The organism is Methylocystis rosea SV97, assembly GCF_000372845.1.
In the GTDB taxonomy this organism is placed as follows: Bacteria; Pseudomonadota; Alphaproteobacteria; order Rhizobiales; family Beijerinckiaceae; genus Methylocystis; species Methylocystis rosea.
Window position 1 is genome coordinate 281871 of sequence record NZ_KB889963.1, and the last position, 20147, is coordinate 302017.

The 20147-nt window shown below is 63.6% G+C and carries 21 protein-coding genes and 1 pseudogene; 14 read left to right on the plus strand and 8 right to left on the minus strand.

From position 1 onward, the window contains the following. Positions 1-2 precede the first annotated feature (2 nt). The 3 genes from A3OO_RS0101545 to A3OO_RS22495 form a co-directional block, all read right to left on the minus strand. Positions 3-707 (minus strand): hypothetical protein, encoded by a 705-nt coding sequence (locus tag A3OO_RS0101545; protein WP_018406068.1) that lies wholly within the window; start codon positions 705-707, stop codon positions 3-5. A 100-nt stretch (positions 708-807) separates the two neighbouring features. Further along, entirely contained in the window at positions 808-1317 is a 510-nt protein-coding gene (gene lspA, locus A3OO_RS0101550) for a signal peptidase II (protein ID WP_040573344.1), read from the minus strand. Between the two features lie 85 nt (positions 1318-1402). After that, the gene (locus A3OO_RS22495) at positions 1403-3160 is read right to left on the minus strand and encodes an outer membrane protein (protein ID WP_198008735.1); all 1758 of its coding nucleotides are present in this window, start codon (positions 3158-3160) and stop codon (positions 1403-1405) included. Between the two features lie 438 nt (positions 3161-3598). Here A3OO_RS22495 and groES point away from each other — a divergent pair, with 438 nt between their 5' ends. Together groES and groL are read left to right on the plus strand one after the other, a co-directional pair. Continuing rightward, positions 3599-3886 (plus strand): co-chaperone GroES, encoded by a 288-nt coding sequence (gene groES, locus A3OO_RS0101560; protein WP_014890807.1) that lies wholly within the window; start codon positions 3599-3601, stop codon positions 3884-3886. A 42-nt stretch (positions 3887-3928) separates the two neighbouring features. Beyond that, a complete protein-coding gene (groL, locus tag A3OO_RS0101565; RefSeq protein ID WP_018406071.1) occupies positions 3929-5566 on the plus strand; it encodes a chaperonin GroEL in 1638 nt (545 codons plus the stop codon). Between the two features lie 78 nt (positions 5567-5644). Here the strand turns inward: groL and A3OO_RS20965 are convergent. Then, positions 5645-6432, minus strand: a pseudogene (locus A3OO_RS20965) (SDR family NAD(P)-dependent oxidoreductase). 58 nt (positions 6433-6490) lie between these two features. Continuing rightward, a complete protein-coding gene (locus tag A3OO_RS0101575) occupies positions 6491-6994 on the minus strand; it encodes a YciE/YciF ferroxidase family protein (protein ID WP_018406073.1) in 504 nt (167 codons plus the stop codon). A 270-nt stretch (positions 6995-7264) separates the two neighbouring features. Here A3OO_RS0101575 and A3OO_RS0101580 point away from each other — a divergent pair, with 270 nt between their 5' ends. The 4 genes from A3OO_RS0101580 to A3OO_RS0101595 all read left to right on the plus strand — a co-directional run bounded on the left by A3OO_RS0101580 (position 7265) and on the right by A3OO_RS0101595 (position 10502). Then, a complete protein-coding gene (locus tag A3OO_RS0101580; protein WP_014890813.1) occupies positions 7265-7411 on the plus strand; it encodes an aa3-type cytochrome c oxidase subunit IV in 147 nt (48 codons plus the stop codon). Positions 7412-7482: 71 nt separating this feature from the next. Further along, a complete protein-coding gene (locus tag A3OO_RS0101585) occupies positions 7483-8610 on the plus strand; it encodes a Re/Si-specific NAD(P)(+) transhydrogenase subunit alpha (RefSeq protein ID WP_018406075.1) in 1128 nt (375 codons plus the stop codon). A 37-nt stretch (positions 8611-8647) separates the two neighbouring features. Next, positions 8648-9100, plus strand: a complete 453-nt coding sequence (locus tag A3OO_RS0101590) for an NAD(P) transhydrogenase subunit alpha part 2 (protein ID WP_018406076.1) — start codon at positions 8648-8650, stop codon at positions 9098-9100. Positions 9101-9104: 4 nt separating this feature from the next. Then, positions 9105-10502 carry an NAD(P)(+) transhydrogenase (Re/Si-specific) subunit beta gene (locus A3OO_RS0101595; RefSeq protein WP_018406077.1) on the plus strand — a complete coding sequence of 466 codons (1398 nt, stop codon included), beginning with the start codon at positions 9105-9107 and terminating at the stop codon, positions 10500-10502. 133 nt (positions 10503-10635) lie between these two features. On the opposite strand, the gene A3OO_RS0101600 is transcribed toward A3OO_RS0101595, so the two are convergent. Then, positions 10636-13236 (minus strand): TonB-dependent receptor, encoded by a 2601-nt coding sequence (locus A3OO_RS0101600; RefSeq protein WP_018406078.1) that lies wholly within the window; start codon positions 13234-13236, stop codon positions 10636-10638. A 76-nt stretch (positions 13237-13312) separates the two neighbouring features. Further along, positions 13313-13684: a hypothetical protein gene (locus tag A3OO_RS0101605; RefSeq protein WP_156824887.1), complete on the minus strand. Its 372-nt coding sequence runs from the start codon at positions 13682-13684 to the stop codon at positions 13313-13315. Between the two features lie 705 nt (positions 13685-14389). Here A3OO_RS0101605 and A3OO_RS0101615 point away from each other — a divergent pair. From A3OO_RS0101615 to A3OO_RS24150, 8 genes are all read left to right on the plus strand, one after another. Then, on the plus strand, positions 14390-15034 hold the full coding sequence (locus tag A3OO_RS0101615; RefSeq protein WP_018406081.1) for a MotA/TolQ/ExbB proton channel family protein: 645 nt from the start codon (positions 14390-14392) through the stop codon (positions 15032-15034). Beyond that, positions 15034-15561, plus strand: coding sequence for an ExbD/TolR family protein (locus A3OO_RS0101620; protein WP_018406082.1), 528 nt, complete (start codon positions 15034-15036; stop codon positions 15559-15561). The genes A3OO_RS0101615 and A3OO_RS0101620 overlap by 1 nt, the downstream gene beginning before the upstream one ends. Next, positions 15558-16274: a hypothetical protein gene (locus tag A3OO_RS0101625; protein WP_018406083.1), complete on the plus strand. Its 717-nt coding sequence runs from the start codon at positions 15558-15560 to the stop codon at positions 16272-16274. The genes A3OO_RS0101620 and A3OO_RS0101625 overlap by 4 nt, the downstream gene beginning before the upstream one ends. A gap of 61 nt (positions 16275-16335) precedes the next feature. Further along, on the plus strand, positions 16336-16839 hold the full coding sequence (locus A3OO_RS0101630; RefSeq protein ID WP_018406084.1) for an energy transducer TonB family protein: 504 nt from the start codon (positions 16336-16338) through the stop codon (positions 16837-16839). Positions 16840-16927: 88 nt separating this feature from the next. Beyond that, a complete protein-coding gene (locus A3OO_RS0101635) occupies positions 16928-17449 on the plus strand; it encodes a hypothetical protein (RefSeq protein WP_051080337.1) in 522 nt (173 codons plus the stop codon). 261 nt (positions 17450-17710) lie between these two features. Next, positions 17711-17911 (plus strand): TonB family protein, encoded by a 201-nt coding sequence (locus A3OO_RS24745; protein ID WP_198008737.1) that lies wholly within the window; start codon positions 17711-17713, stop codon positions 17909-17911. Positions 17912-17945: 34 nt separating this feature from the next. Further along, a complete protein-coding gene (locus A3OO_RS0101640) occupies positions 17946-19235 on the plus strand; it encodes a sialidase family protein (protein ID WP_026222587.1) in 1290 nt (429 codons plus the stop codon). Between the two features lie 227 nt (positions 19236-19462). Then, entirely contained in the window at positions 19463-19882 is a 420-nt protein-coding gene (locus A3OO_RS24150) for a TlpA family protein disulfide reductase (RefSeq protein ID WP_245257074.1), read from the plus strand. Positions 19883-19891: 9 nt separating this feature from the next. On the opposite strand, the gene A3OO_RS0101650 is transcribed toward A3OO_RS24150, so the two are convergent. Then, the gene (locus A3OO_RS0101650) at positions 19892-20092 is read right to left on the minus strand and encodes a twin transmembrane helix small protein (RefSeq protein WP_018406088.1); all 201 of its coding nucleotides are present in this window, start codon (positions 20090-20092) and stop codon (positions 19892-19894) included. Positions 20093-20147: the final 55 nt, after the last annotated feature.

The window sequence follows — 20147 nt, forward strand, 5'->3', positions numbered from 1 at the left end:
ATTTAATTCTTGTCAGAACCTCTCAGGAAGCTCGGCATCATGCTCGACAGGCCGCCGCCGCTTGAACGGGCGACTGTACTTGGCGCGTTCGGATTGCCGGTCTGGGCGACGGGATCGGCGTCGGTGCCGCCACCAGCGCCCCAACTTAACGGATTCCACCAGCTCTTGCCGGACTTCTCGTTGTTATAACTGCTCAAGTCCTTCGTGGGTTGGCGATACCCATCCGGGGGTTCGACGAGCATCCGGCGCGGCGCCACGTCTGGCTCGGCAGCAGCGTTACGAGTGCGCGACGTGAGCACGCGTTGCAGGAAGCCCGGCTCATCGTCGGTTCCAGGCGCCGCTGTTGGACGCGGACCGCGGATGCGTTCGAGAAGGCCTTTCTTTTTTTCTTCGGGCGGCGCGTCGGGAACGCGCGCGTAGCGATCGGCGTTACGGCGGCGCTCCGATGAAAGTTCGGTTGGCCATTCGCCCGACCGGGCGCCCCGCTCGCGCGGCGCCGGGAGGTCGCCGGCGCTCGGCGGCAAAACGAGCTTGGGCCGTTCGCTATAATCGATTTTGCCGACGCCCTCGTCCGAAGACGCGCCGACCATCTCCATCATCGCCGACCATGTGGTTTTATCGTCGCCGGCTAAAGCTGGTGCGGCCTGGACCGCCGCGAGACCGGCGAGAGCGCAAAGGGCGCAGCGCTGCGACTGAGCAAGCTTCATCTTTCGGACTCCATTCGGGCTCCGGTTATATGCGGCTACATGGACGCGACTTATTGGCGATTTAGTGGCGAAGGCTGGGCCACGCTCGACCAGAGCGCGTTCAGGTCTCGGCGCGCCGCTCCTGGGGCAGGAAAAACCCCTCAATGACCAGCAGCGCGACGCCCGCCGTAATGAAGACATCGGCGAGATTAAACACGTAGTTAGCCAGAGGTCCGACGGGCAGGCTGGTGTGCAGGTAGAAGAAATCGGCGACCGCCCCCCGCGTGATGCGGTCGGCGGCGTTGCCGAGCGCGCCGCCGATAATCAGCCCGAGCGCCACAGCCGTCGCGCGGCTCTGCGTGCGCACCATCCAGATCGCCAGTCCGGCGATGATCGCGCCCTGCATGGTCAAGAGCGCGAGGCGGGTTAAGGTTTCGTGGGCAGGAAACAGCGAATAGGAGACGCCGTAGTTCCAGGACAATACGATGTCGAGGAACGGCGCAAGGCTCATCGGCGGCCGGGCGGCGACGTCAAATATATTCAGCATCCAGAATTTATGCGCCTGGTCGAACGCCAGAGCGGCGAGCGCCGCGGCAAGGCCGAGCACGCGAGGGGAAAGTCTGCCAGACAAGCGTGATCTCCATGACGCCAACGCAGCATTAAGCCGGATCAATGCGAAAAAGAAAGCGCTCCCCGCTCATGCGCCGATCAGGCGATCACTGGGCGACGATCACCGGTCCAGCCGGCTCGCGCCAGTCGATCCGGTAATTAAGGCCGGTGCGGATAAGATGAGTCGCACTGGCGCTCGAGGCGGCGAAATTTGCGGGAAACCCATCCAGAACGGAGCCGCCGAAGGCGTTGATCTGATAGCTCTGCCGGCCCAGATCGACGTAGAGCCATTCGGCCTTGAGGCTCCAGTTGCGGGCGACGGCGTATTCGAGCCCCGCGCCGGCGGTCCAGCCCGTCGCGAAGCCGGAATATGCGCCGGCCGAGCAATAGAAGTCGAGCGCGCAGAACTTGTTGCCGTCGCCGAGCGCCCCAAGCGCCGAGACCTGGCCATAGGCGAAGCCGCCGGTGACGTAGAGCATCACGTCGTCGCGCGGCAGAATCCCGAAGCGCCCGCGCACGGTCCCGAGCGACTCGAGCAGCCGCTTGGTGCTAGTGGCGAAATTCCGACGGTCGCCGAAGTCGACGGAAGCGCCGAACGAGCCCCCAATATTGGCGTAGGCGAAATCGGTCTCGAGACCCGCGACGAGGAGCGGATGCAAGCGCCAGTTATAGCCGATCTGCCCGCCGCCGACGAAGCCCGCGATGTCCGAACGCTGCGCGAAGGGCGCCTTGAATTCCGTCTGGAGGATCGCCGCTTCCGGCGAGCGCGCCGCGAGAGTCGTGTCTTTCGCCGCGCCGAAACCATAGCCGACATGGCTGCCGAGATAGACGCCGCGCCATTCATGCGGCTCGGCTTCCGCCCTGCCGAAGAACGGCCCGAAATTTCCAGCGCCGGTCGGATCGTCAGGCCCGCCAAAGCGGTAGCCCGCCTGCAAGAAAAAGCCATAGCGCTGCGAAAATGAGTAGATCGGCCTGGTCACGTTGTTGAAGAGGCGCTCGCCATGGTCCTTGCCTGGCGCGCTGAACTGCCAATAGCGGCCGCCGACGCCCACGCTGAAACGCGACGTCAGATCATAGGCGATGAGGCCTTCGAGCTGAAAACCGTCCCCCTTGCCCGACTGTTGCGCGCCTCGGATTTCGGGACGAAAATTGTGATAGTCGGTGTTCCACAACCAGCTATGTATCCAGGCCGCTTCGAGCGATGCGCGCAGGCCCGGCACGAGTTCGATCTCGCCGCCGACGCCGACCCGCAGCGAGTTCCAAGCAACGTCGAAATCGAGCCCGTCCAGACTCGTCGGGTAAGGAACCCTGTTCGGCGGATCGGTCGAGCAAAACTCCGTGCCGGCGAGAATTTGCGCACAGCCGAATGAATTCATCCGCTCATGGAAATTATTATAGCCAACGAAAGGACCGATCCTGACCGGCTGGCCGGTCGGCAATCTGGTCTCCACGACATTATAGCCCAGATCGACGGTGACATATTTGAGTGAGCCGCCGCTCTGGACATGGACAGTATTGCTATAGGGGCCCTTGGTCGCGGCGACGGTATCCTCGTCATTTAGCTTGCCGCTCGCAAGAGTCCCGCCGCCGAGAAAACCTTTAAGGAAGACGCCGCTCTCGTGGTCGACGCGAAAGAAGGTCTCGGCTGAATGCCCGGTCAAATCGCCGAAGGTGAGACGTGAAATCAAAAGTCCGGGGACCTGGGCGTCGTAGTAATCGTATTTATGGTTGCCCGAACTGAACCAGTAGCGGGTCCCAAATTCCACGCGCCACGGCGAAGCCGCCAATAGTGGCGGCGGCGCTTTCAAGACGAGCGGCGCCGGATCGTCGGCCTTGGCGGCGCCGGCGGCCAGGAGAGCCGTCACTAAAATAGCCGTCACTGAAATAAATGCGGAAAGCGTCTTGCGCATGCGGCGCCCCAGGCTTCGGCAGACGATGGACGGCGATTGAGCCGGCCGCCAAGACGCACGACGCTGACGACGACGCTACAATTTAGATGGATGCTTATGATTTCTATTTTATTAAGTCCTGTCAACGCTATAGCGGTCCGCGCAGAAACATAGCCGCCGCTCCGCCAGGCGCGGCGCCGACCCGCCTAATGCCTAAGATCAACCCTTAGGCCGCGCTGTAGCTGAACGGCGACAGAACTGAAATTCTACGCCTGTCCCCAACTTGACAGAGAATGGCCTCCCCCATATCTGTGTGGCGCCTGCTGGCACTCATCTCACGCGAGTGCCAACAAGCCTTCGCATATCCCTTTTTGGCGGGCCGAACCCGTCAGGTCAGAAAAGGAAAGATTAACAATGACGTTCCGTCCCCTCCACGACCGCGTCGTGGTCAAGCGACTCGAAGGCGAGGAAAAAACCAAAGGCGGCATCATCATTCCGGACACCGCGAAAGAGAAGCCGCAAGAGGGCAAGGTCATTTCCGTGGGCCCCGGCGCTCGCGACGAAAACGGCAAGCTGAACCCGCTGGACGTCAAGTCCGGCGACCGCGTGCTCTTCGGCAAATGGTCCGGCACCGAAGTCAAGATCGACGGCGACGACCTGCTCATCATGAAGGAAAGCGACATCCTCGGCATCGTCGACTGACTCGACGCCGCCGTTCGCTTCCAACCCCCAGGAGAATTGTAAATGGCTGCAAAAGACGTCCGTTTCTCCACTGACGCCCGAGACCGCATTCTGCGCGGCGTCGAAATCCTCAACAACGCCGTCAAGGTGACGCTCGGCCCCAAGGGCCGCAACGTCGTCATTGAAAAGTCCTTCGGCGCGCCGCGCATCAGCAAGGACGGCGTCACCGTCGCCAAGGAAATCGAACTTGCCGACAGGTTCGAAAATCTCGGCGCCCAGCTCGTCCGCGAAGTCGCCTCCAAGCAGAACGACATCGCTGGCGACGGCACGACGACGGCGACGGTTCTCGCCGCTTCGATCGCCCGCGAAGGCTCCAAGGCGGTCGCCGCCGGACTCAACCCGATGGATCTGAAGCGCGGCGTCGATCTCGCCGTGGAAGCCATCGTCGCCGATCTCAAGCTGCATTCGAAGAAGGTCACCTCGAACGACGAGATCGCCCAGGTCGGCACGATTTCGGCGAATGGCGACAGCTTCATCGGCGAAGAAATCGCCAAGGCGATGCAGAAGGTCGGCAATGAAGGCGTGATCACGGTCGAGGAGGCGAAGAGCCTCGAGACCGAGACCGACATCGTCGAAGGCATGCAGTTCGATCGCGGCTATCTCTCGCCCTACTTCATCACCAACGCCGAGAAGATGATCGCCGAGCTCGACGAACCCTACATTCTCATCCACGAGAAGAAGCTGTCGACGCTGCAGCCGCTGCTGCCGATCCTCGAAGCGGTGGTGCAGACCGGCAAGCCGCTGCTCATCGTCGCTGAGGACATCGAAGGCGAGGCGCTCGCGACCCTCGTCGTCAACAAGCTGCGCGGCGGCCTGAAGATCGCCGCCGTCAAGGCGCCTGGCTTTGGCGACCGCCGCAAGGCGATGCTCGAAGACATCGCCATCCTCACCGGCGGCGAGTTGATCGCCGAGGACCTCGGCATCAAGCTCGAGAACGTCACGCTCGCCATGCTCGGCCGCGCCAAGCGCGTGCGCATCGAGAAGGAGAACACGACGATCATCGACGGCGCCGGCGAGAAGAAGGACATCGAGGCGCGCATCTCCCAGATCAAAGGACAGATCGAGGAGACGACCTCGGACTACGACCGCGAAAAGCTCCAGGAGCGTCTCGCGAAGCTCGCTGGCGGCGTCGCGGTGATCCGCGTCGGCGGCGCGACCGAGGTCGAAGTGAAAGAGAAGAAGGATCGCGTCGACGACGCCCTCAACGCCACCCGCGCGGCGGTCGAGGAAGGCGTGTCGCCTGGCGGCGGCGTGGCGCTGCTGCGCGCCATCAAGGCGCTCGACGGCGTCAAGGTCGGCAATCCTGATCAGCAGACCGGCGTCGACATCGTCCGCAAGGCGATCCAGGCGCCGGCGCGCCAGATCGTCGACAACGCCGGCGGCGACGGCGCCGTGGTGGTCGGCAAGCTGCTCGAAGCCACCGAATACGGCTACGGCTTCGACGCGCAGAAGGGCGAGTATGGCGATCTGATGAAGCTCGGCATCATCGACCCGACCAAGGTCGTGCGCACCGCGCTGCAGGACGCCGCTTCGATCGCCGGTCTGATCATCACCACCGAGGCGACGATCACCGAAGCGCCGAAGAAGGAAGGCCCCCCGGCCATGCCGGGCGGCGGCGGCATGGGCGGCATGGACTTCTAAAGTCTGCGCACTCCGCGACCAAAACAAAGCCCCGGGCGAAAATCCGGGGCTTTTTTGCGTGCAGGCCTCATCGAGCGGCTACTGACCTGCCGTGCCCGGCGCGGTGATCTGCGCATGTTTCTTCGCGAGTATCTGCGCCGGAGTGATGTTCGCCGACGCAACCTGCAATTTGTTGCGCCAGCCGCTGATGATCTCTGCGTCGCCGCGCATCATCGCCTCGAAACCATCCATCGCCACTTCTTGCGCGGACGCTTTTTCGGACCGTCCGACCTTCGTGTCCATCAGATCCGCGCGCTCGAAGAAATCGGTCGCGGTCACTCCCGGCATCAGGCAAGTGACGGTGACGCCTGAATCTTCAAGTTCCTCGCGCAGCGCGAAGCAGAAGCTGTTGAGAAACGACTTCGTCGCGTTGTACACGGCCTGATACGACCCCGGAATGAAGCCGGCGATCGAGCCCGTGACCAGAATGCGTCCGGCGCCCCGCGCCCGCATGTCCCGGGCGACCTTGTGAAGCAGGTAAATCGTGCCGGTGACATTCGTGTCCAGCACATGCCGCTCTGCCGAGAAGTCTTGATCGAGAAAGCCGCGACCCAATCCGTGCCCGGCGTTGGCGAGAAGCGCGGCGATCGGGCGCCCATCAGCTGCGGCGCATAACCGGTCGACGCCGTCCGTTGTGGAGAGGTCGGTTTCGACCTCGGTCACATGCGCGCCAAGCTCCCGAAACCACGGCGGCTCCATGAATTTCGGGGCGATCGGCCGCGATCACCAGATCGAAGCCGCGCTGAGCGCAGATCAAGGCGAGTTCGTGCGATCCCCGAGGAGGCCCCCGTCACCACGGCGAGCGGCTTCTTTGAAGTCTCATTCATTTTCGCGTCAGCGGCGCCGCCCGAGGACGACGCCGCTGCTCCTATTCGCGACCCTCCGTTAGGCGGCCTTGCGGTTGATCCGCCCTTCGGCGAGCGACGAGAGTTTTTTGTCAGCGTTCTTTTCTTCGGCGAGCGTCTCCGACAGAAGCTGCGCGCAGTCCTCCCGGCCCAGCTCCTTCGCCCAGGCGATCAGCGTGCCGTAGCGCGTGATCTCATAATGCTCGACCGCCTGCGCGCTCGCGATCAACGCCGCGTCGAGCACTTCATTGTCAGCGGTTTCGCCGGAAATTTCGTCGGCCTCTTCGAGGATGCCGTCGATCGCCGGGCAGTTGATGCCCTTGGGAGCCACGCCATGCAGCTGAAACACTTTCTCGAGCCGGCGCACCTGATTTTCCGTTTCGCCAAGGTGCTGCTCGAACGCTTCCCGCAGCTGTGGATCGGAGGCCTTCTCGACCATATCGGGCAGCGCTTTCAGGATCTGGTTTTCGGCATAGTAGATGTCGCGCAGCGTGTGCACGAACAGATCGTCGATCGTCTTGATGTCTTTGGAAAAGAGACCCATCGTCCCGCTCCGGTTTTGCGATGTGGGGGAAGCCCGCGGGCCGCAGGCGTGCAGTGGAACGCCGCCGGTGCGCGAATGTTCCCCATGCAGGCGGAGACGAGCCTGAGCTCCCGAAAGGTCCGCGTTCAAGTTCGGCCGCGCTTGCCGTGCGCGCGTCGGGGCGCCGCAGGCTACAAAAGCTTCAGGCCGTTGCCCTCTGGCTTCCGCTCGTTTAGCATCGGCTTTGCACGCGGGGTCACGCGCGCGTCAGCAGAATCGGGAGGAAGCGAAATGGCGAGCTTGCGCACGCCGGCGGAGTCGAACGGCGACTGGGCCGAGCATCTAAGGACCTACAACACATTCTTGTTGCTGCTGAAGATCGGCGCGGCAAGCACTGCGGTTCTGCTGCTGCTGCTGTTTTTCTTCGTCGCCCGCTAGGTTCAGAGCCTCCGCTTTTTCCGCTGTCGGCGACGCTGGCGGCGACGGTTTTTCTACAACCGGAGTTCGTTATGCGCATCGCCGTATTGGCTGAAACGGATAAATCCGAGCCGCGCGTCGCGGCGACACCCGAGACCATCAAGAAATTCATCGGGCTGGGCGCCGACGTCGTGGTCGAGGCCCGTGCGGGCGCCGCCGCCGGCTTCTCCGACAGCGACTACGCCGCCGCCGGCGCGACGATCGCCGATAACGCGGCGGCCGCGCTAACCGGCGCCGACGTCGCGCTGCGCGTGCGCCGTCCTTCGGCGGCGGAGCTTGCCGGCGCAAAATCCAATCTCGCGGTGATCGCGATCATGGATCCATTTGGCGCGGGGGCTCAGCTTGCCGATCTCGCCAAGAGCGGCGCGATCGCCTTCGCCATGGAGCTCATGCCGCGCATCACGCGCGCGCAAACCATGGACGTGCTGTCGTCCCAAGCCAATCTCGCCGGCTATCGCGCCGTTATTGACGCGATGGCCGAATATGTCCGCTCCTTTCCGATGATGATGACCGCCGCCGGAACCGTCCCGGCGGCGAAAGTTTTTATAATGGGCGTCGGCGTCGCCGGTCTGCAGGCGATCGCCACGGCGCGGCGCATGGGTGCGATCGTCACCGCCACCGACGTGCGGCCGGCGACGAAGGAGCAGGTCGAATCGCTCGGCGCGAAATTCATCGCCGTCGAGAACGAAGAGTTCAAACAGGCCGAGACCTCCGGCGGTTACGCCAAGGAGATGTCGCCTGAATATCAAAAGGCGCAGGCCGAACTCGTCGCTGCGCACATCGCCAAGCAGGACATCGTCATCACCACGGCGCTGATCCCCGGCCGGCCGGCGCCCAAGCTCATCTCGGCGGAGATGGTGCGCTCCATGCGGCCTGGCTCGGTCATCGTCGATCTTGCGGCCGAGCGCGGCGGCAATTGCGAATTGACCAAGCCCGGCGAAACGGTGGTCGACAACGGCGTGAAGATCCTTGGCGCGCTCAACCTCGCCGGCCGCATGGCGTCGACGGCGTCGAGCCTCTACGCCAAAAATCTGCTGGCCTTCGTCGAGACGCTCGTCTCGAAGGACACCAAGCAGCTCGCCATCAATTGGGACGACGAACTGGTGAAGGCGACCGCGCTGACCCGCGACGGCGCCGTGGTCGACGAGCGTTTTAAATAGCCGCCTGCGCGCATATCAAACTAAGGGGCGTTAAGCGATGACCGACTCTACGCAACAATTGCTCGAGAAGGCGCAGGCGGCGGCCGAGGCCGCCCGCCACCTGGCCGAACAGGCGCAACACTATTCGGACGAACTCGCACATACGGCCGCGGCGGCGGCGGCGCATGGGCTCGCCGGCGGCGCCATTGATCCTTTCGTCTTCCGCGTGGCGATCTTCGCCATGGCGGTGTTCGTCGGCTATTACGTCGTCTGGTCGGTGACGCCGGCGCTGCATACGCCGCTGATGTCGGTGACCAACGCGATTTCGTCCGTCATCATCGTCGGCGCGCTGCTCGCGGCGGGCGTCGAAGGCATGACCGCCGCCGAGGCTTCTGGCTCTTGGTGGGCGAACGCCTTCGGTTTCATCGCGGTCATTCTCGCCAGCGTGAACATCTTCGGCGGCTTCCTCGTCACCGAACGCATGCTCTCCATGTACAAGAAGAAGGGCTGACGCCATGAGCGCCAATATCGCAGCCCTTCTCTATCTCGTCGCAGGCGTGCTGTTCATCTTCGCGCTGCGCGGCCTCTCCTCGCCCGCCACCTCTCGCGAGGGCAATCGCTACGGCATGATCGGCATGGCGATCGCCGTGGCGACGACGCTGCTGACGCATTTCCCCTCATTCGGCGGTCTGCTGATGATCGTGATCGGCGTCGCCATCGGCGGCGGCGCGGGCGCTTTCATCGCCCAGCGCGTTCCGATGACGAAGATGCCCGAACTTGTCGCGGGCTTCCACGCGCTGGTCGGCTTGGCGGCGGTGCTTGTCGCGGCCGGCGCCTTTTTCGCGCCGCGCGCCTTCGGCATCGGCGACGCCAACGAGATTCACGCCGGCAGCCTCGTCGAAATGTCGCTCGGCGCGGCCATCGGGGCGATCACCTTCACCGGATCGATCATCGCCTTCCTAAAACTTTCCGAGCGCATGACCGGCAAGCCGATCCTGCTGCCGGAACGCCATACCATCAACATCATGCTCGGCGTCTCCCTGCTGGCGCTGACGGCGCTCTTCGTCGGCACGCAGAGCGGCGTCTGGCTGCTTCTGCTGATTCTCGCCTCCTTCGCGCTGGGCGTGACGCTGATCATTCCGATCGGCGGCGCCGACATGCCGGTGGTCGTCTCCATGCTCAACTCCTATTCGGGTTGGGCGGCGGCGGGCATCGGCTTCACGCTGGGCAATCTCGCGCTGATCATCACCGGCGCGCTTGTCGGCTCGTCGGGCGCGATCCTCTCCTACATCATGTGCAAGGGGATGAACCGCAGCTTCATCTCCGTCATTCTCGGCGGCTTCGGCGGCGAGGTGGCCGGGCCCGCCGGCGGCAAGGAGACGCGCAACGTCAAGCAGGGCTCGGCGGAAGACGCCGCCTACATCATGCAGAACGCCGGCAAGATCATCATCGTGCCGGGCTACGGCATGGCTGTCGCGCAGGCGCAGCATGCGCTGCGCGAAATGGCCGACATACTCAAGAAGGAAGGCGTCGACATCAAATACGCCATCCATCCGGTCGCGGGCCGCATGCCGGGCCATATGAACGTGCTGCTCGCCGAGGCCAATGTGCCCTATGACGAAGTGTTCGAACTCGAGGACATCAACTCCGAATTCGGACAGGCGGACGTGGCCTTCGTCATCGGCGCCAACGACGTGACAAACCCCGCCGCCAAGACCGACAAGACGTCCGCGATCTACGGGATGCCGATTCTCGACGTCGAAAAGGCGAAGACGGTTCTATTCCTGAAACGCGGCATGGGGTCGGGCTACGCCGGCGTCGAGAACGAGCTGTTCTTCAGAGCCAACACGATGATGCTGTTCGGCGACGCGAAGAAGACCGTCGAGTCGATCGTCAAGTCGCTGGCGCATTAAGTCTCTTCAACGACGCCAAAACAAAAAGCCCGGGAGTTCCTCCCGGGCTTTTTATTTGTCACGACGGCGTTTGGAAACCGCCCTGCGCTGGGGGGTGCGCAAAGCGTGCGCCTCCCACTTCGCGACCCGAGCCTCACCAGTTCCAGGCGACCGGCTGGAACCAGGCGCCCACGTCCGGCCAGCCGCCTTCATTGCCCGTGTAGAACAGGCCTGGCTCCCCCTTGGTCTCGCCGAACTGATAGCGTCCGGAGACATAGAAGGTTCTTTGCGGGAACGGATGGAACAGGAAGTATCGATAGTTGCCGATATTATCGACGCCGAAATCGGCGGAGAACCGTTCGTTCCATTTGTAATGGATCTTGGTGTCGACGACGAAGAACGGATCGAAGGCGAAATAGATTCCGTAGGCTCGGTCATTGTTCGCCAAGGTGCGCCACAGCTTGCTCTGATACCTGCCCGCCACCGTGAATGCCCAGTGATCGTCCGGCCGATAGGTAAAGGCGAGCGTTCCGCGCCATTCAGGAACGTTCGGCACAGTCTTGCCCGCCACCGACGTCGCCCAGGGGAACTCGAAATTCGACGTGCTTGGCGCCCAGGTCGGATCGGAGATGACGCGCGCATTGAGCCAGGTGGCGCTGCCGAGCACCTCAAGCCCCTTGAAGTAGAAATTGTCCTTCTGAAACGCCACTTCGACGCCGCTGTTGCGGATGCGCTGAACATTGGTCGGCGTTTGCACCAGCTGCGCGGCTGACCCGGGCACGGAGACCAGCTGGTTGATAATGGCGTCGCGCACTTCTTCGTCGAAAAAGGAGACGCGTGCGGTTCCATCCGGTCCGAGCCGGCGCTCGATCATCAGCTCTTTGCTGAGCGCCGACTCGGGACGCAAATTGGGATTTGGGTTGGTGGCGACGCCATTAACGCCGACGGTCGCGAGATTGTAGAGTTCGCGCACGGTCGGAAAGCGGTTCGCCATGCCGATCGAGCCGACGGCGCGCCAATCATCATCGAACCTGTATTCGAGCGATCCTTTGGGCGAGAAGCGGGTGCTGTAGAGATTGGGCTGGTAGATCGGCAGCCAGGAGAGGGTCGAGCCTGTCAGCGCGGTCCCGAAATTGTTGACGCCCGCCGCCTGATTGTAGCCGTCCGACGCCTGCCAGTGCTCGCCGCGAAGACCGGCCGTGAACTTCAGATCCGGCGTAATGAAGAAAGCGTCCTGGAACCACAGCGCCTGCGTGCGCGTCGTGCCCTGAGCGATCGTCACTGCGGCGCCGGTGCTCGCGTCCGTCCCCCCGGTCCAGTTCGACGTCAGCCAGACCGGATTGTTCAGGTGAAACTGATCGCCGTGCACGCCGAAGGAGATGTCGTGGCCCTGTAAAATTCCTTCTGGCGGCCGCACGATGCCCTTCGCGTCGAAGAGCGTCCAATAGGTGCCGGTGAAGACCGTATCGCGGCCAGTCTGCGTGTAGCCGCCAAAGGGCACGGCGGCTGACCAGGGCGAGATCTGATCGGACTGCAGATAGGTAAAATTGGAGGCCGAAACTTCGAAGTCGAACGGACCGCCGCTGTTGGAGCGCACCGCCGCGGCGTTGACCATGATCTTTTCCTGGATCCGGTAACGGCCCTGCGTCGCGAAATTCTGCAAAATGGCGTTGCTCAGGCCGCGCCCCGTGGTCGTCACGCCCCATAAGGGGGCATTGCCCGCAGTAAGGTAGTTCTCGGGATAAGACTGACCATCATTGGACCAGAAGCCGAATGTGTAAGTGCCGCGGATCGTGTTGGTGAAGTCGTAGGCGAATTTCAGTTTCGCATTGATCTGATCGTTAGCGAGATTGCCTGTCGAGCCGATGACGTTGGCGAACGTGGTGCCATAGACGTTCGTCGCCAGATAGCCGCCGGGGTAAAAATTCGGCGTCGTGACATAGGTGAGCGGCTGCTGCGATCCACGCTGCCAGTTGCCGGAGACCGTCCAGAGGAAGTCGCCGACCTTATCGCCGATAAAGAAGCTCGAGACGTTATTGACGAAGCCTCTCGACGTTCCCCACTGGGAGAAATCCTGGATCGTCGTGGTGTTCCTGACCGAGACTTCGAGCTTTTCGGGCATGCGCGTCGTGATTTTCAACACGCCGCCAAGCGAGTTGCCGGGGTACTGCGCCGCGAACGGTCCGTAGAGAAAATCGACGCGCTCGATTTCCTCCGGCGCGACGAGACCCCAGCGCGGCGCGCCAATCGTATTGTCGTTGCCGATGAGCGCCGTCAGCAGCAGATCGTCGGCGTAAACGAGGCTGCGCGCCGAGGAGCCGACGCCCCAAGTGCGAGTCTGCAAAACCGCCTGAGTGTCGCCGCTGTTGCGTTTGCGCACGAACAGGCTCGGCATGTATCTGACCGCGTCTTCCGTGTCGACGATGTTGATTTTACGGTCGATCTGTTGACGCGTGACGCTCGCGACCGTGTTGGGCAATTGCCACTTCTGAACAAAGGCCGGCTTGCCGTCGGGAAGCGTCGCCGCCCATATCGATGGCGGCGAAGGCGCTGCGGACGGGCTCGGAGCCAGGTTTGTGCCGGTCGCAGGGCCTGCGATGCGTTGAGTCCCACGCGGGACGCCGCGGCGCTGACCGCCGACGTCGATGGTCGGCAGCGACTGCTGCGCGGCGGCAGGGGCGGCCCAAAATTCGGAAAGCGCAAGGACGGTGAGAGCGCCGACCGAAACGCCGCGCAGGAGCGAGTAGCGAGACATGGGATTCTTCCTTCTAGCGCCGGTCAAGGCGGCGCGACTGACCTGAACGGCTTTCGCCGTCGCAACGTTCGGCAGATCAGGTGAAGGAAGGAGGTCCGCGCGGAGGGGCGCTGCGGTTTGGCCGCGACGGGACAAACGCCTGTGTCGGCGGCGCCCGCGGCGCAAGATTGAGTTCGACGCCACGGATCGCAAAAACGGCGTCCGCCGGCGGCGCGCTCCAGCCGATCTGGCAGAGCGCGCAAGAGCAATCGTCGCGGTCCGCGTTGTCCAGAGGCGCTTGATCGGAACCGCCCTGCGCCATAGGCGATGTGTTCGCCAGCAAATGGCACTTGGCGATCGGCGCGTTCGGCGCGTCAACGGATCTCGACGCCATCGCCTCGCAAGGCGATACGAGCCTCGCGACGAGCGCAAGGAGAGCGAGGAGAGCGAGGAGTTGGCGAATGCGCATAGGCTCTTGCGAATTCGACGTCATTAACTTTAGCGACGCCGTAATCGCACATGAACCGGTAAACCGAGACTTTCCAAGCCTGCGCGCGTTGTCAAAGGTTAAAAAATCAACTAAGAGACATTTATGTCACAGTTGCGCGCCATGCGTCGGGAATTCCGTGCGGCATTTGCCGTCGCGGCCGCTTGCGCGCTGATGTTCTCACTTCTTTTATCGGGCGCGACGCGGCCGGCGCACGCATTCGCGGACCAAGGCGGAATCGCCTGCGATCATGCCGCTTATGTTGCAAGTCTTCACGCAACCGCCGCGCAGAAGGGGGGGTCGACGCAGCGCGACGGCTCGCCAACGCATTCTACGCGTAGCTGTCCGGATTGTTGCCTGACCGCCCATGCAGGCCACGCCGTTCTTCCAGAGCGCGTCGCTTCGGCGATGCGGACCGCCGCAGAGCGCCCTTCTGAAATTTGGCATTGCGCCGTCGCCACGCAGCCGCCCGAGAGTTTCGCAGCGAATGGCGCGAATGGCGCGCGCGCCCCACCCTCGATTCATATTTCCTGAATTTGCTTTAGACTCCAATGCGCCGCGCAGGAGTCTAACTGCGGGCTTTCGCCGCTTTGCGGCCTCTCGTCTCGCGAAGATATAACAAAACAAAAACTGACGCTTCGCCTGCGCGATCGCCGCAAGCGCGTCCAATGAAACGAGTGAGTGAAAATGGATTACAACACGCTTTCCCCTCTCGCCATGTTCCTCAACGCCGGTCCTGTCGGAAAGGCCGTCATGGCCCTGCTGCTGCTCGCGTCGATCTGGACGTGGGTGCTCATCGTCGAAGGCGTGGTGGCCGTCACCCGCATCGCCAAATCCGCGCGTTCGGCGCGTTTGGGCGGAGACGTTGGCGTTCTCGCGCCCGTCGCCGAAGCGGGCCGTGAAGCTTTTGCGCTCGATCTCCCGGACGAGACGATTGGCGACAAGCGCGCGCGCATCGCCGACCATATGAGCCGCGCGGCGCGCGAGTTCCTGACCAAGGCGGAGGGTGGCCTGCCCAATCTCGCCGTCATCTCATCGGTCGCGCCTTTCGTCGGCCTCTTCGGCACGGTGTGGGGCATCATGACGAGCTTCGCCGGTATCGCTCAATCGCAGGACACGAGCCTCGCGGTCGTCGCGCCGGGCATCGCTGAAGCGCTTGCGGCCACGGCCTACGGACTTGCCGCCGCCATCCCCGCCTCGGTCGGCTACAACCGCATCGGCGCCGCCTTCGCGCGCGTCGGACAGCAAGTCGCGCACTACATTGAAGACGAGGCGCTGCTGATGTGCAGCGGCCATCAGACGCGCGCGCGTCGTGAGCGGGAGGCTGCATAATGGGCATGCCCTCACGCCAGCGCCAGAGCGCAACCGAAGGCCTTTATCAGCCGCTCGCCGATATCAATGTGACGCCGCTCGTCGACGTCATGCTCGTGCTGCTGATCATTTTCATGATCACCGCGCCATTGCTCGCCAAGGGCGTCAAGGTGAATCTGCCGCAGGCGAGCGCCGCGATGCCGATCAACCAAAAAGACCCGATCGTCGTGACGGTGGGCAAGGAGGGCAAGATCGCGCTTGGCGCGGACGAGCTCTCAGCGGAGGCGCTCATCGACGGCATCAAGGTGATGATGGGCGACGACCAATCGCGCGTCGTTCATATCCGCGGCGACACGGAAGCGGTTTATGGCGAGGTGGTCGCGGTGATGGATAAGCTTGCGACGAACGGCATCACCCATATCGCGATCATGACCAATTCGCGCAGCAAGACCGGCGCAGGCATCAAAGCCTCGCCCGGCCGCGCCGCGCCTGCCGCGGGCGCCCTGCCCGCGCAAGCTCCGGCGGCGCCCGCGGGAGCGCTGAAATGACCGATTTCGCGCTAAGTCCGCAAGGCATGGCGCGAGAGGGCGACAACCCGCCTTCGGGTCCGGAGCCGGTCAAGCCCTCCTGGCTGCGCTCGGTGACGACCGTCCTCGTCATCGCGGCGCATGTCATGGTCTTCGGCATACTCGCCTATTCGGCGAAGCCAACGGCGGTGTCGCTCGACTCTGTGAGCATGGACCTCGTGCCGGAAGGCGACTTCTTCGAGCAGGAGGAAGTCGCCGAGGCCGACGACACGCCGCCGCCCGAAGCGGTCGAGGAGCCTGACATCGCGCTTCCGCCGCCGGTGGTGATGGCGCCAGACGCGGTGCCCTTGCCCGCCAAGAAGGAAGACGTCGACAAGGTCAAGAAGAAGGTCGAGCAGCAACAGGTCCAGCGCGCGCAGCAACGTCAGGAGGCGCAGGCGCGTCGACGCTACGGCGCGCCCGAGGGACAGGCCGGGAATTCGGGCGCATCGCAGGCGACGTGTCTTGCCCATATCGCCGCAGCGCTTCGCCGACATACGCCAGGCAACACCAGCCTTGGTCCTGGCAGCGCGAGCGTGACGTTCCACGTCAATGCGGGCGGCGGTCTGTCGGGCATCTCGGCTTCGGGATCGACTCCGGCGCATGCGGCGCTCGCGCGGCGGATCGTGTCCTCCGCACGCGGACCCGGCATGTGCAGCTCGGCCTTCGTGAGCCAGGCTTTCGCCTTCCATTGACGCGAACGGCGGCGGACGCTCGCGCCCGCCGCCTAAGATCGTTCCGGACATTGGGGGCCTGATGATGCTCGCGCGACTGCTTACCATCGGCGCGGCGCTCGCCGCTTGCGCCGCGCATGCCGAGGATGCCAAGCCCGCGCCCGCGCCGCCGGCGCCCATGACGGCCGCGCCCGCGGCGCCGGCGCCAGCACGAACCGCAGCGCCAACACAAACCCCAGCGCCGGCGCGCGCCGCTGCGCCAAAGCCCGCCGCGCCCGCGACGACGCAAGGAGCGGCCGCGCCTTCCGCGGCTCCGGCGATGTCAGAGAGCAAGTTCCTCGGCGTGCTCTACACGGCGATCGCCAAGCGAACGCCCACGGAAAGTCCTGCCGGCGACGGCGAGGTGACGGCCAGCTTTCACGTCAATGCGCAAGGCAAGATCGACAAGGTGACGATCGATAAGACGACCAGCCCCGCCCTCGCCGAGACGGTGACGAAGATCCTGTCGAGCGTCGAAGCGCCCCCACCGCCGGGCGGATCGATGGATGTGGGACAAACGTTCAAGTTCCGTGCAACGCCGAAATGAGTCGGTCGCGCCGTTCAAAACTTTCGGTCCCTGGCTGAATTGAATCCATGCGCAAGAGGCCCGCGCATATTTATCGAAGGAGAAGAAAATGCGGCGCATTTCTCGACTGACATTGAGTCTTTCTGCATTGGCGTTCGCCTGCGCGCTTGGCGCGAGCGGACCGGCGCGCGCGATCGATGAGGCGCAAAAGCCAAAAACTGAAGAAGTCGCCGAACCGAAGCGCGAGGACAGCAAGGATACGAAATCCGAGGAAAAGACCGAAAAGCGCGAGGAGAAGACCGACGCCGGGCGCGAACAGAAACCCAAGGCCGCGCGGGACGAGAAGTCCGAGAAGGCGGCCGATAAAAAGAAACACGCCGACAACAGCGCCTATCTGCGCAAGCTCGGTCAGCTCATTCGGGCGCGCTCGCCGGGCACGACAAGTCTCGGCGAAGGAAGCGCCGTCGTTCGCTTTCGTCTTGGCGCTGCAGGCGCGCCCAATAGCGTCGCCGTCGTTTCAGCGTCGACGCCACGGCACGGCGAATTGGCGCGCTCCATCGTCTCGGGCCTGCGGGCGCCGCCGCCGCCCGGCGGCTCCTACGACGGCGTGCAGAGTTTCAGATTTCACTAGCGAAGTCGCGCGCGCATGACAGGCGCGCGACGTCGGCTCTGCGGCTGAGCCAAGATTGGAGGGAAGGATGAAACGCAAGGAAGAAAAATGCGTCGCCTTCTCCCGCTAACGTGGGCTTTTGCCTCCCTCGTCGCTGGAGTGGGAACGACGCCAGCACGCGCAGAATCGGATCGCGAGGCTGCGCGCGCCGCTTACGTAGCCCGCGTTTCGCAAATTTTGCGCGCGCGCACCTTTCTCGACAGGTCCGCGCAACGCTTCCGAATGGACCTCCGACGTCCTGCTCGGGGCTTTGTGCGCGTTCGGTTCGAGATTGATTCGTCGGGCAGTGTGCAAAAGTTTAGAGTCTTGGAGGCGAGCAGCGACGTGCACGCCAGGAAGGCGGAAGAGATCGTTTCCGGCTTACGCGCGCCGCCGCCACCCGGTGGCGGCTTTGTAGCCGAACAATCGTTCAACTTTAGATGACGGCGCCGCTACACAGATGAGATCGGGAGGAACAATGAAGCGTTTAGCTCTTGCCCTAATGGCGTTCGCGGCCTCGGGCGCCGCAAGCGCGGAACAAGGCGCGCCGTCAGCAGACGCTCCTAAGGACGCGGCGACGCCGACTCAATCGACGCCGCCGGCCGCGATGAGTCACCATCCCGCCGCCGCCTGCGCCGACGCGAAGGTCGACTGCGCGGCGACCGCCGTTCCCGCCTTTGCGAAGGACGGACGACTGTGGGTCGCCTTCTCCGTCGGCAAGAGCCTTTACGCGGCCGCCTCTTCGGATAATGGCGCGACGTTCTCCGCGCCGACCGCGATCGCCACGATCGGCGACGGCGTGATCGACGCGCATGGCGACGCGCGTCCGAAAATCATCGCGCTCAAAGACGGAACGCTGCTCGCGAGCTATACGACCCGGCCCGACAAGCAGATGATCGGCACGATCTTCACCGCTCGCTCGACCGACGGCGGCAAGACGTTTACAGCGCCGCAGGCGCTTCTGGCTGAGGGCGGCCAGCGCTTCGACAGCATCGTCGTCAATCGCAAGGGGCGCATCTACGCCGGTTGGCTCGACAAGACGCATGCGCTCAAAGCCAAGGCCGAAGGCAAGGAGTTTCTCGGCAGCGGCGTCGCCTTCGCCTATTCGGACGACGGCGGCAAGACCTTCAAAGGCAAGTCGATCCTCATCGATCACGCCTGCGAATGCTGCCGCATGTCAGGCGCGCTCGACAAAGATGGAACGCCGGTCTTCGCCTGGCGACAGGTGCTAGATGGCAATGTTCGCGACCATATGGTCGCGAAACTCTCTGCGGACGCCGCGCAAGCGACGGCGACGCGCGTTTCGGACGACGACTGGGCGATCAATAGCTGCCCGCATCATGGACCATCGATCGCGATCGACGCCGCCGGCGATTGGCATGTGGTCTGGTTCACCAAGGGCAAGAAGCGCCAGGGGCTCTATTACGCGCGCAGCCTCGACGAAGGCAAAAGCTTCTCGGAGCCGGAGAAATTCGGCGACGACGCACGCGCCGCCGGACATCCGACGCTGGTCGCGGCCAAGGGCCGCCTGTATCGCGTCTGGAAGGAATTCGACGGCACGACGACGACCATCGCCATGCAAATGTCGCGCGACAACGGCAAGAGCTGGAGCGCGACGCGCGTCGTGGCGCAGACCTTGGACGCCTCCGACCATCCCGAACTCATCGCCCATAATGGCGCGGCGTATTTGTCGTGGTTGACGCATAAGGAAGGCTATCGCCTGATGCCGCTGCCGCGAGACGAAAAAAGCGCAGCGGCGCCGCAGTGACGCCAATTCGGATGGGCGCTGCTTTGTCATTGGCGACGCGCGCGCCGCGCGTGATCGGCAATCCAGAAACGATCGACGGCGCCAGCTTTATCACTCTCGATTCCCGGTCGGGCCTGCGGCCTGCTGGGAATGACAAGAACTATAAAAGTTTAGTGGGTCTTCGCCGCATGCGCCTCATGTCTCTCGCCCTCGCCTTCGCCCTCCTTGCAGGAGGAGGCGCCTTCGCCATGGACTTCAAGCCATACGGCCGAGGCGCGTTCGGGCAATTGACCAAGGCTCACGCCGGCAGGCCGCTCATCGTGCATTTCTGGTCGGTGACCTGTCCGCCCTGCCTCGTGGAACTGCCGCAATGGGCGAAGATCGCCGCCGAGAAAAAGGGATTCGACATCGTCTTCGTCAACACCGACAGCGACGAAGATCGCGCCCGCGCGCAAGCGCGCCTCGAGAAGGTCGGGCTTTCGGGCGCGGATCATTACGGATTCGCCGACGACTTTGTCGAAAAGCTCTATTTCGAAGCGGACAGCGCCTGGCGCGGAGAACTGCCGTTCACGGCGCTCGTCGCCCCCGACGGCGGCGTCGTGACGGTGACGGGCGGGGTCGACGATCCGCTGATCGTCGACTGGCTGCATAAGCGCGTAGCCAAGTGAAGCGGCCGCTTACCAGCGGCCTCGCGCGTAAAGCACGCCGAGCACGATGAGAAGCGCCAGCAATTGCAAACCGACGCGCCAGCGCATCAGCTTCTGCGAGCGGGCCGGCGCGCCCTCGCCGCCGCGAAACATATTGATGAAACCGGCGACGACGACGAGAATCACCGCCCCGACGGCGACAATGACCAACAGATTTGAATAACTTGGCATGAGCGGCGCTTCTCCCTACCCGGTGCGCTGTAGAGAAGCGCGCGCCCGCGGGCAA

Bases quoted from the DNA above. Each gene is read 5' to 3' on its own strand.
- A3OO_RS0101635 (WP_051080337.1), top strand. From the start codon at position 16,928: ATGCGGCGCATTTCTCGACTGACATTGAGTCTTTCTGCATTGGCGTTC.
- A3OO_RS0101640 (WP_026222587.1), top strand. From the start codon at position 17,946: ATGAAGCGTTTAGCTCTTGCCCTAATGGCGTTCGCGGCCTCGGGCGCC.
- A3OO_RS0101625 (WP_018406083.1), top strand. From the start codon at position 15,558: ATGACCGATTTCGCGCTAAGTCCGCAAGGCATGGCGCGAGAGGGCGAC.
- groES (WP_014890807.1), top strand. From the start codon at position 3,599: ATGACGTTCCGTCCCCTCCACGACCGCGTCGTGGTCAAGCGACTCGAA.
- A3OO_RS24745 (WP_198008737.1), top strand. From the start codon at position 17,711: ATGGACCTCCGACGTCCTGCTCGGGGCTTTGTGCGCGTTCGGTTCGAG.
- A3OO_RS0101585 (WP_018406075.1), top strand. From the start codon at position 7,483: ATGCGCATCGCCGTATTGGCTGAAACGGATAAATCCGAGCCGCGCGTC.
- A3OO_RS0101595 (WP_018406077.1), top strand. From the start codon at position 9,105: ATGAGCGCCAATATCGCAGCCCTTCTCTATCTCGTCGCAGGCGTGCTG.
- A3OO_RS0101545 (WP_018406068.1), bottom strand. From the start codon at position 707: ATGAAGCTTGCTCAGTCGCAGCGCTGCGCCCTTTGCGCTCTCGCCGGT.
- A3OO_RS24150 (WP_245257074.1), top strand. From the start codon at position 19,463: ATGGACTTCAAGCCATACGGCCGAGGCGCGTTCGGGCAATTGACCAAG.
- A3OO_RS0101590 (WP_018406076.1), top strand. From the start codon at position 8,648: ATGACCGACTCTACGCAACAATTGCTCGAGAAGGCGCAGGCGGCGGCC.
- groL (WP_018406071.1), top strand. From the start codon at position 3,929: ATGGCTGCAAAAGACGTCCGTTTCTCCACTGACGCCCGAGACCGCATT.
- A3OO_RS0101630 (WP_018406084.1), top strand. From the start codon at position 16,336: ATGATGCTCGCGCGACTGCTTACCATCGGCGCGGCGCTCGCCGCTTGC.
- A3OO_RS0101600 (WP_018406078.1), bottom strand. From the start codon at position 13,236: ATGTCTCGCTACTCGCTCCTGCGCGGCGTTTCGGTCGGCGCTCTCACC.
- A3OO_RS0101605 (WP_156824887.1), bottom strand. From the start codon at position 13,684: ATGCGCATTCGCCAACTCCTCGCTCTCCTCGCTCTCCTTGCGCTCGTC.
- A3OO_RS0101580 (WP_014890813.1), top strand. From the start codon at position 7,265: ATGGCGAGCTTGCGCACGCCGGCGGAGTCGAACGGCGACTGGGCCGAG.
- A3OO_RS0101650 (WP_018406088.1), bottom strand. From the start codon at position 20,092: ATGCCAAGTTATTCAAATCTGTTGGTCATTGTCGCCGTCGGGGCGGTG.
- A3OO_RS0101620 (WP_018406082.1), top strand. From the start codon at position 15,034: ATGGGCATGCCCTCACGCCAGCGCCAGAGCGCAACCGAAGGCCTTTAT.
- A3OO_RS0101615 (WP_018406081.1), top strand. From the start codon at position 14,390: ATGGATTACAACACGCTTTCCCCTCTCGCCATGTTCCTCAACGCCGGT.
- A3OO_RS0101575 (WP_018406073.1), bottom strand. From the start codon at position 6,994: ATGGGTCTCTTTTCCAAAGACATCAAGACGATCGACGATCTGTTCGTG.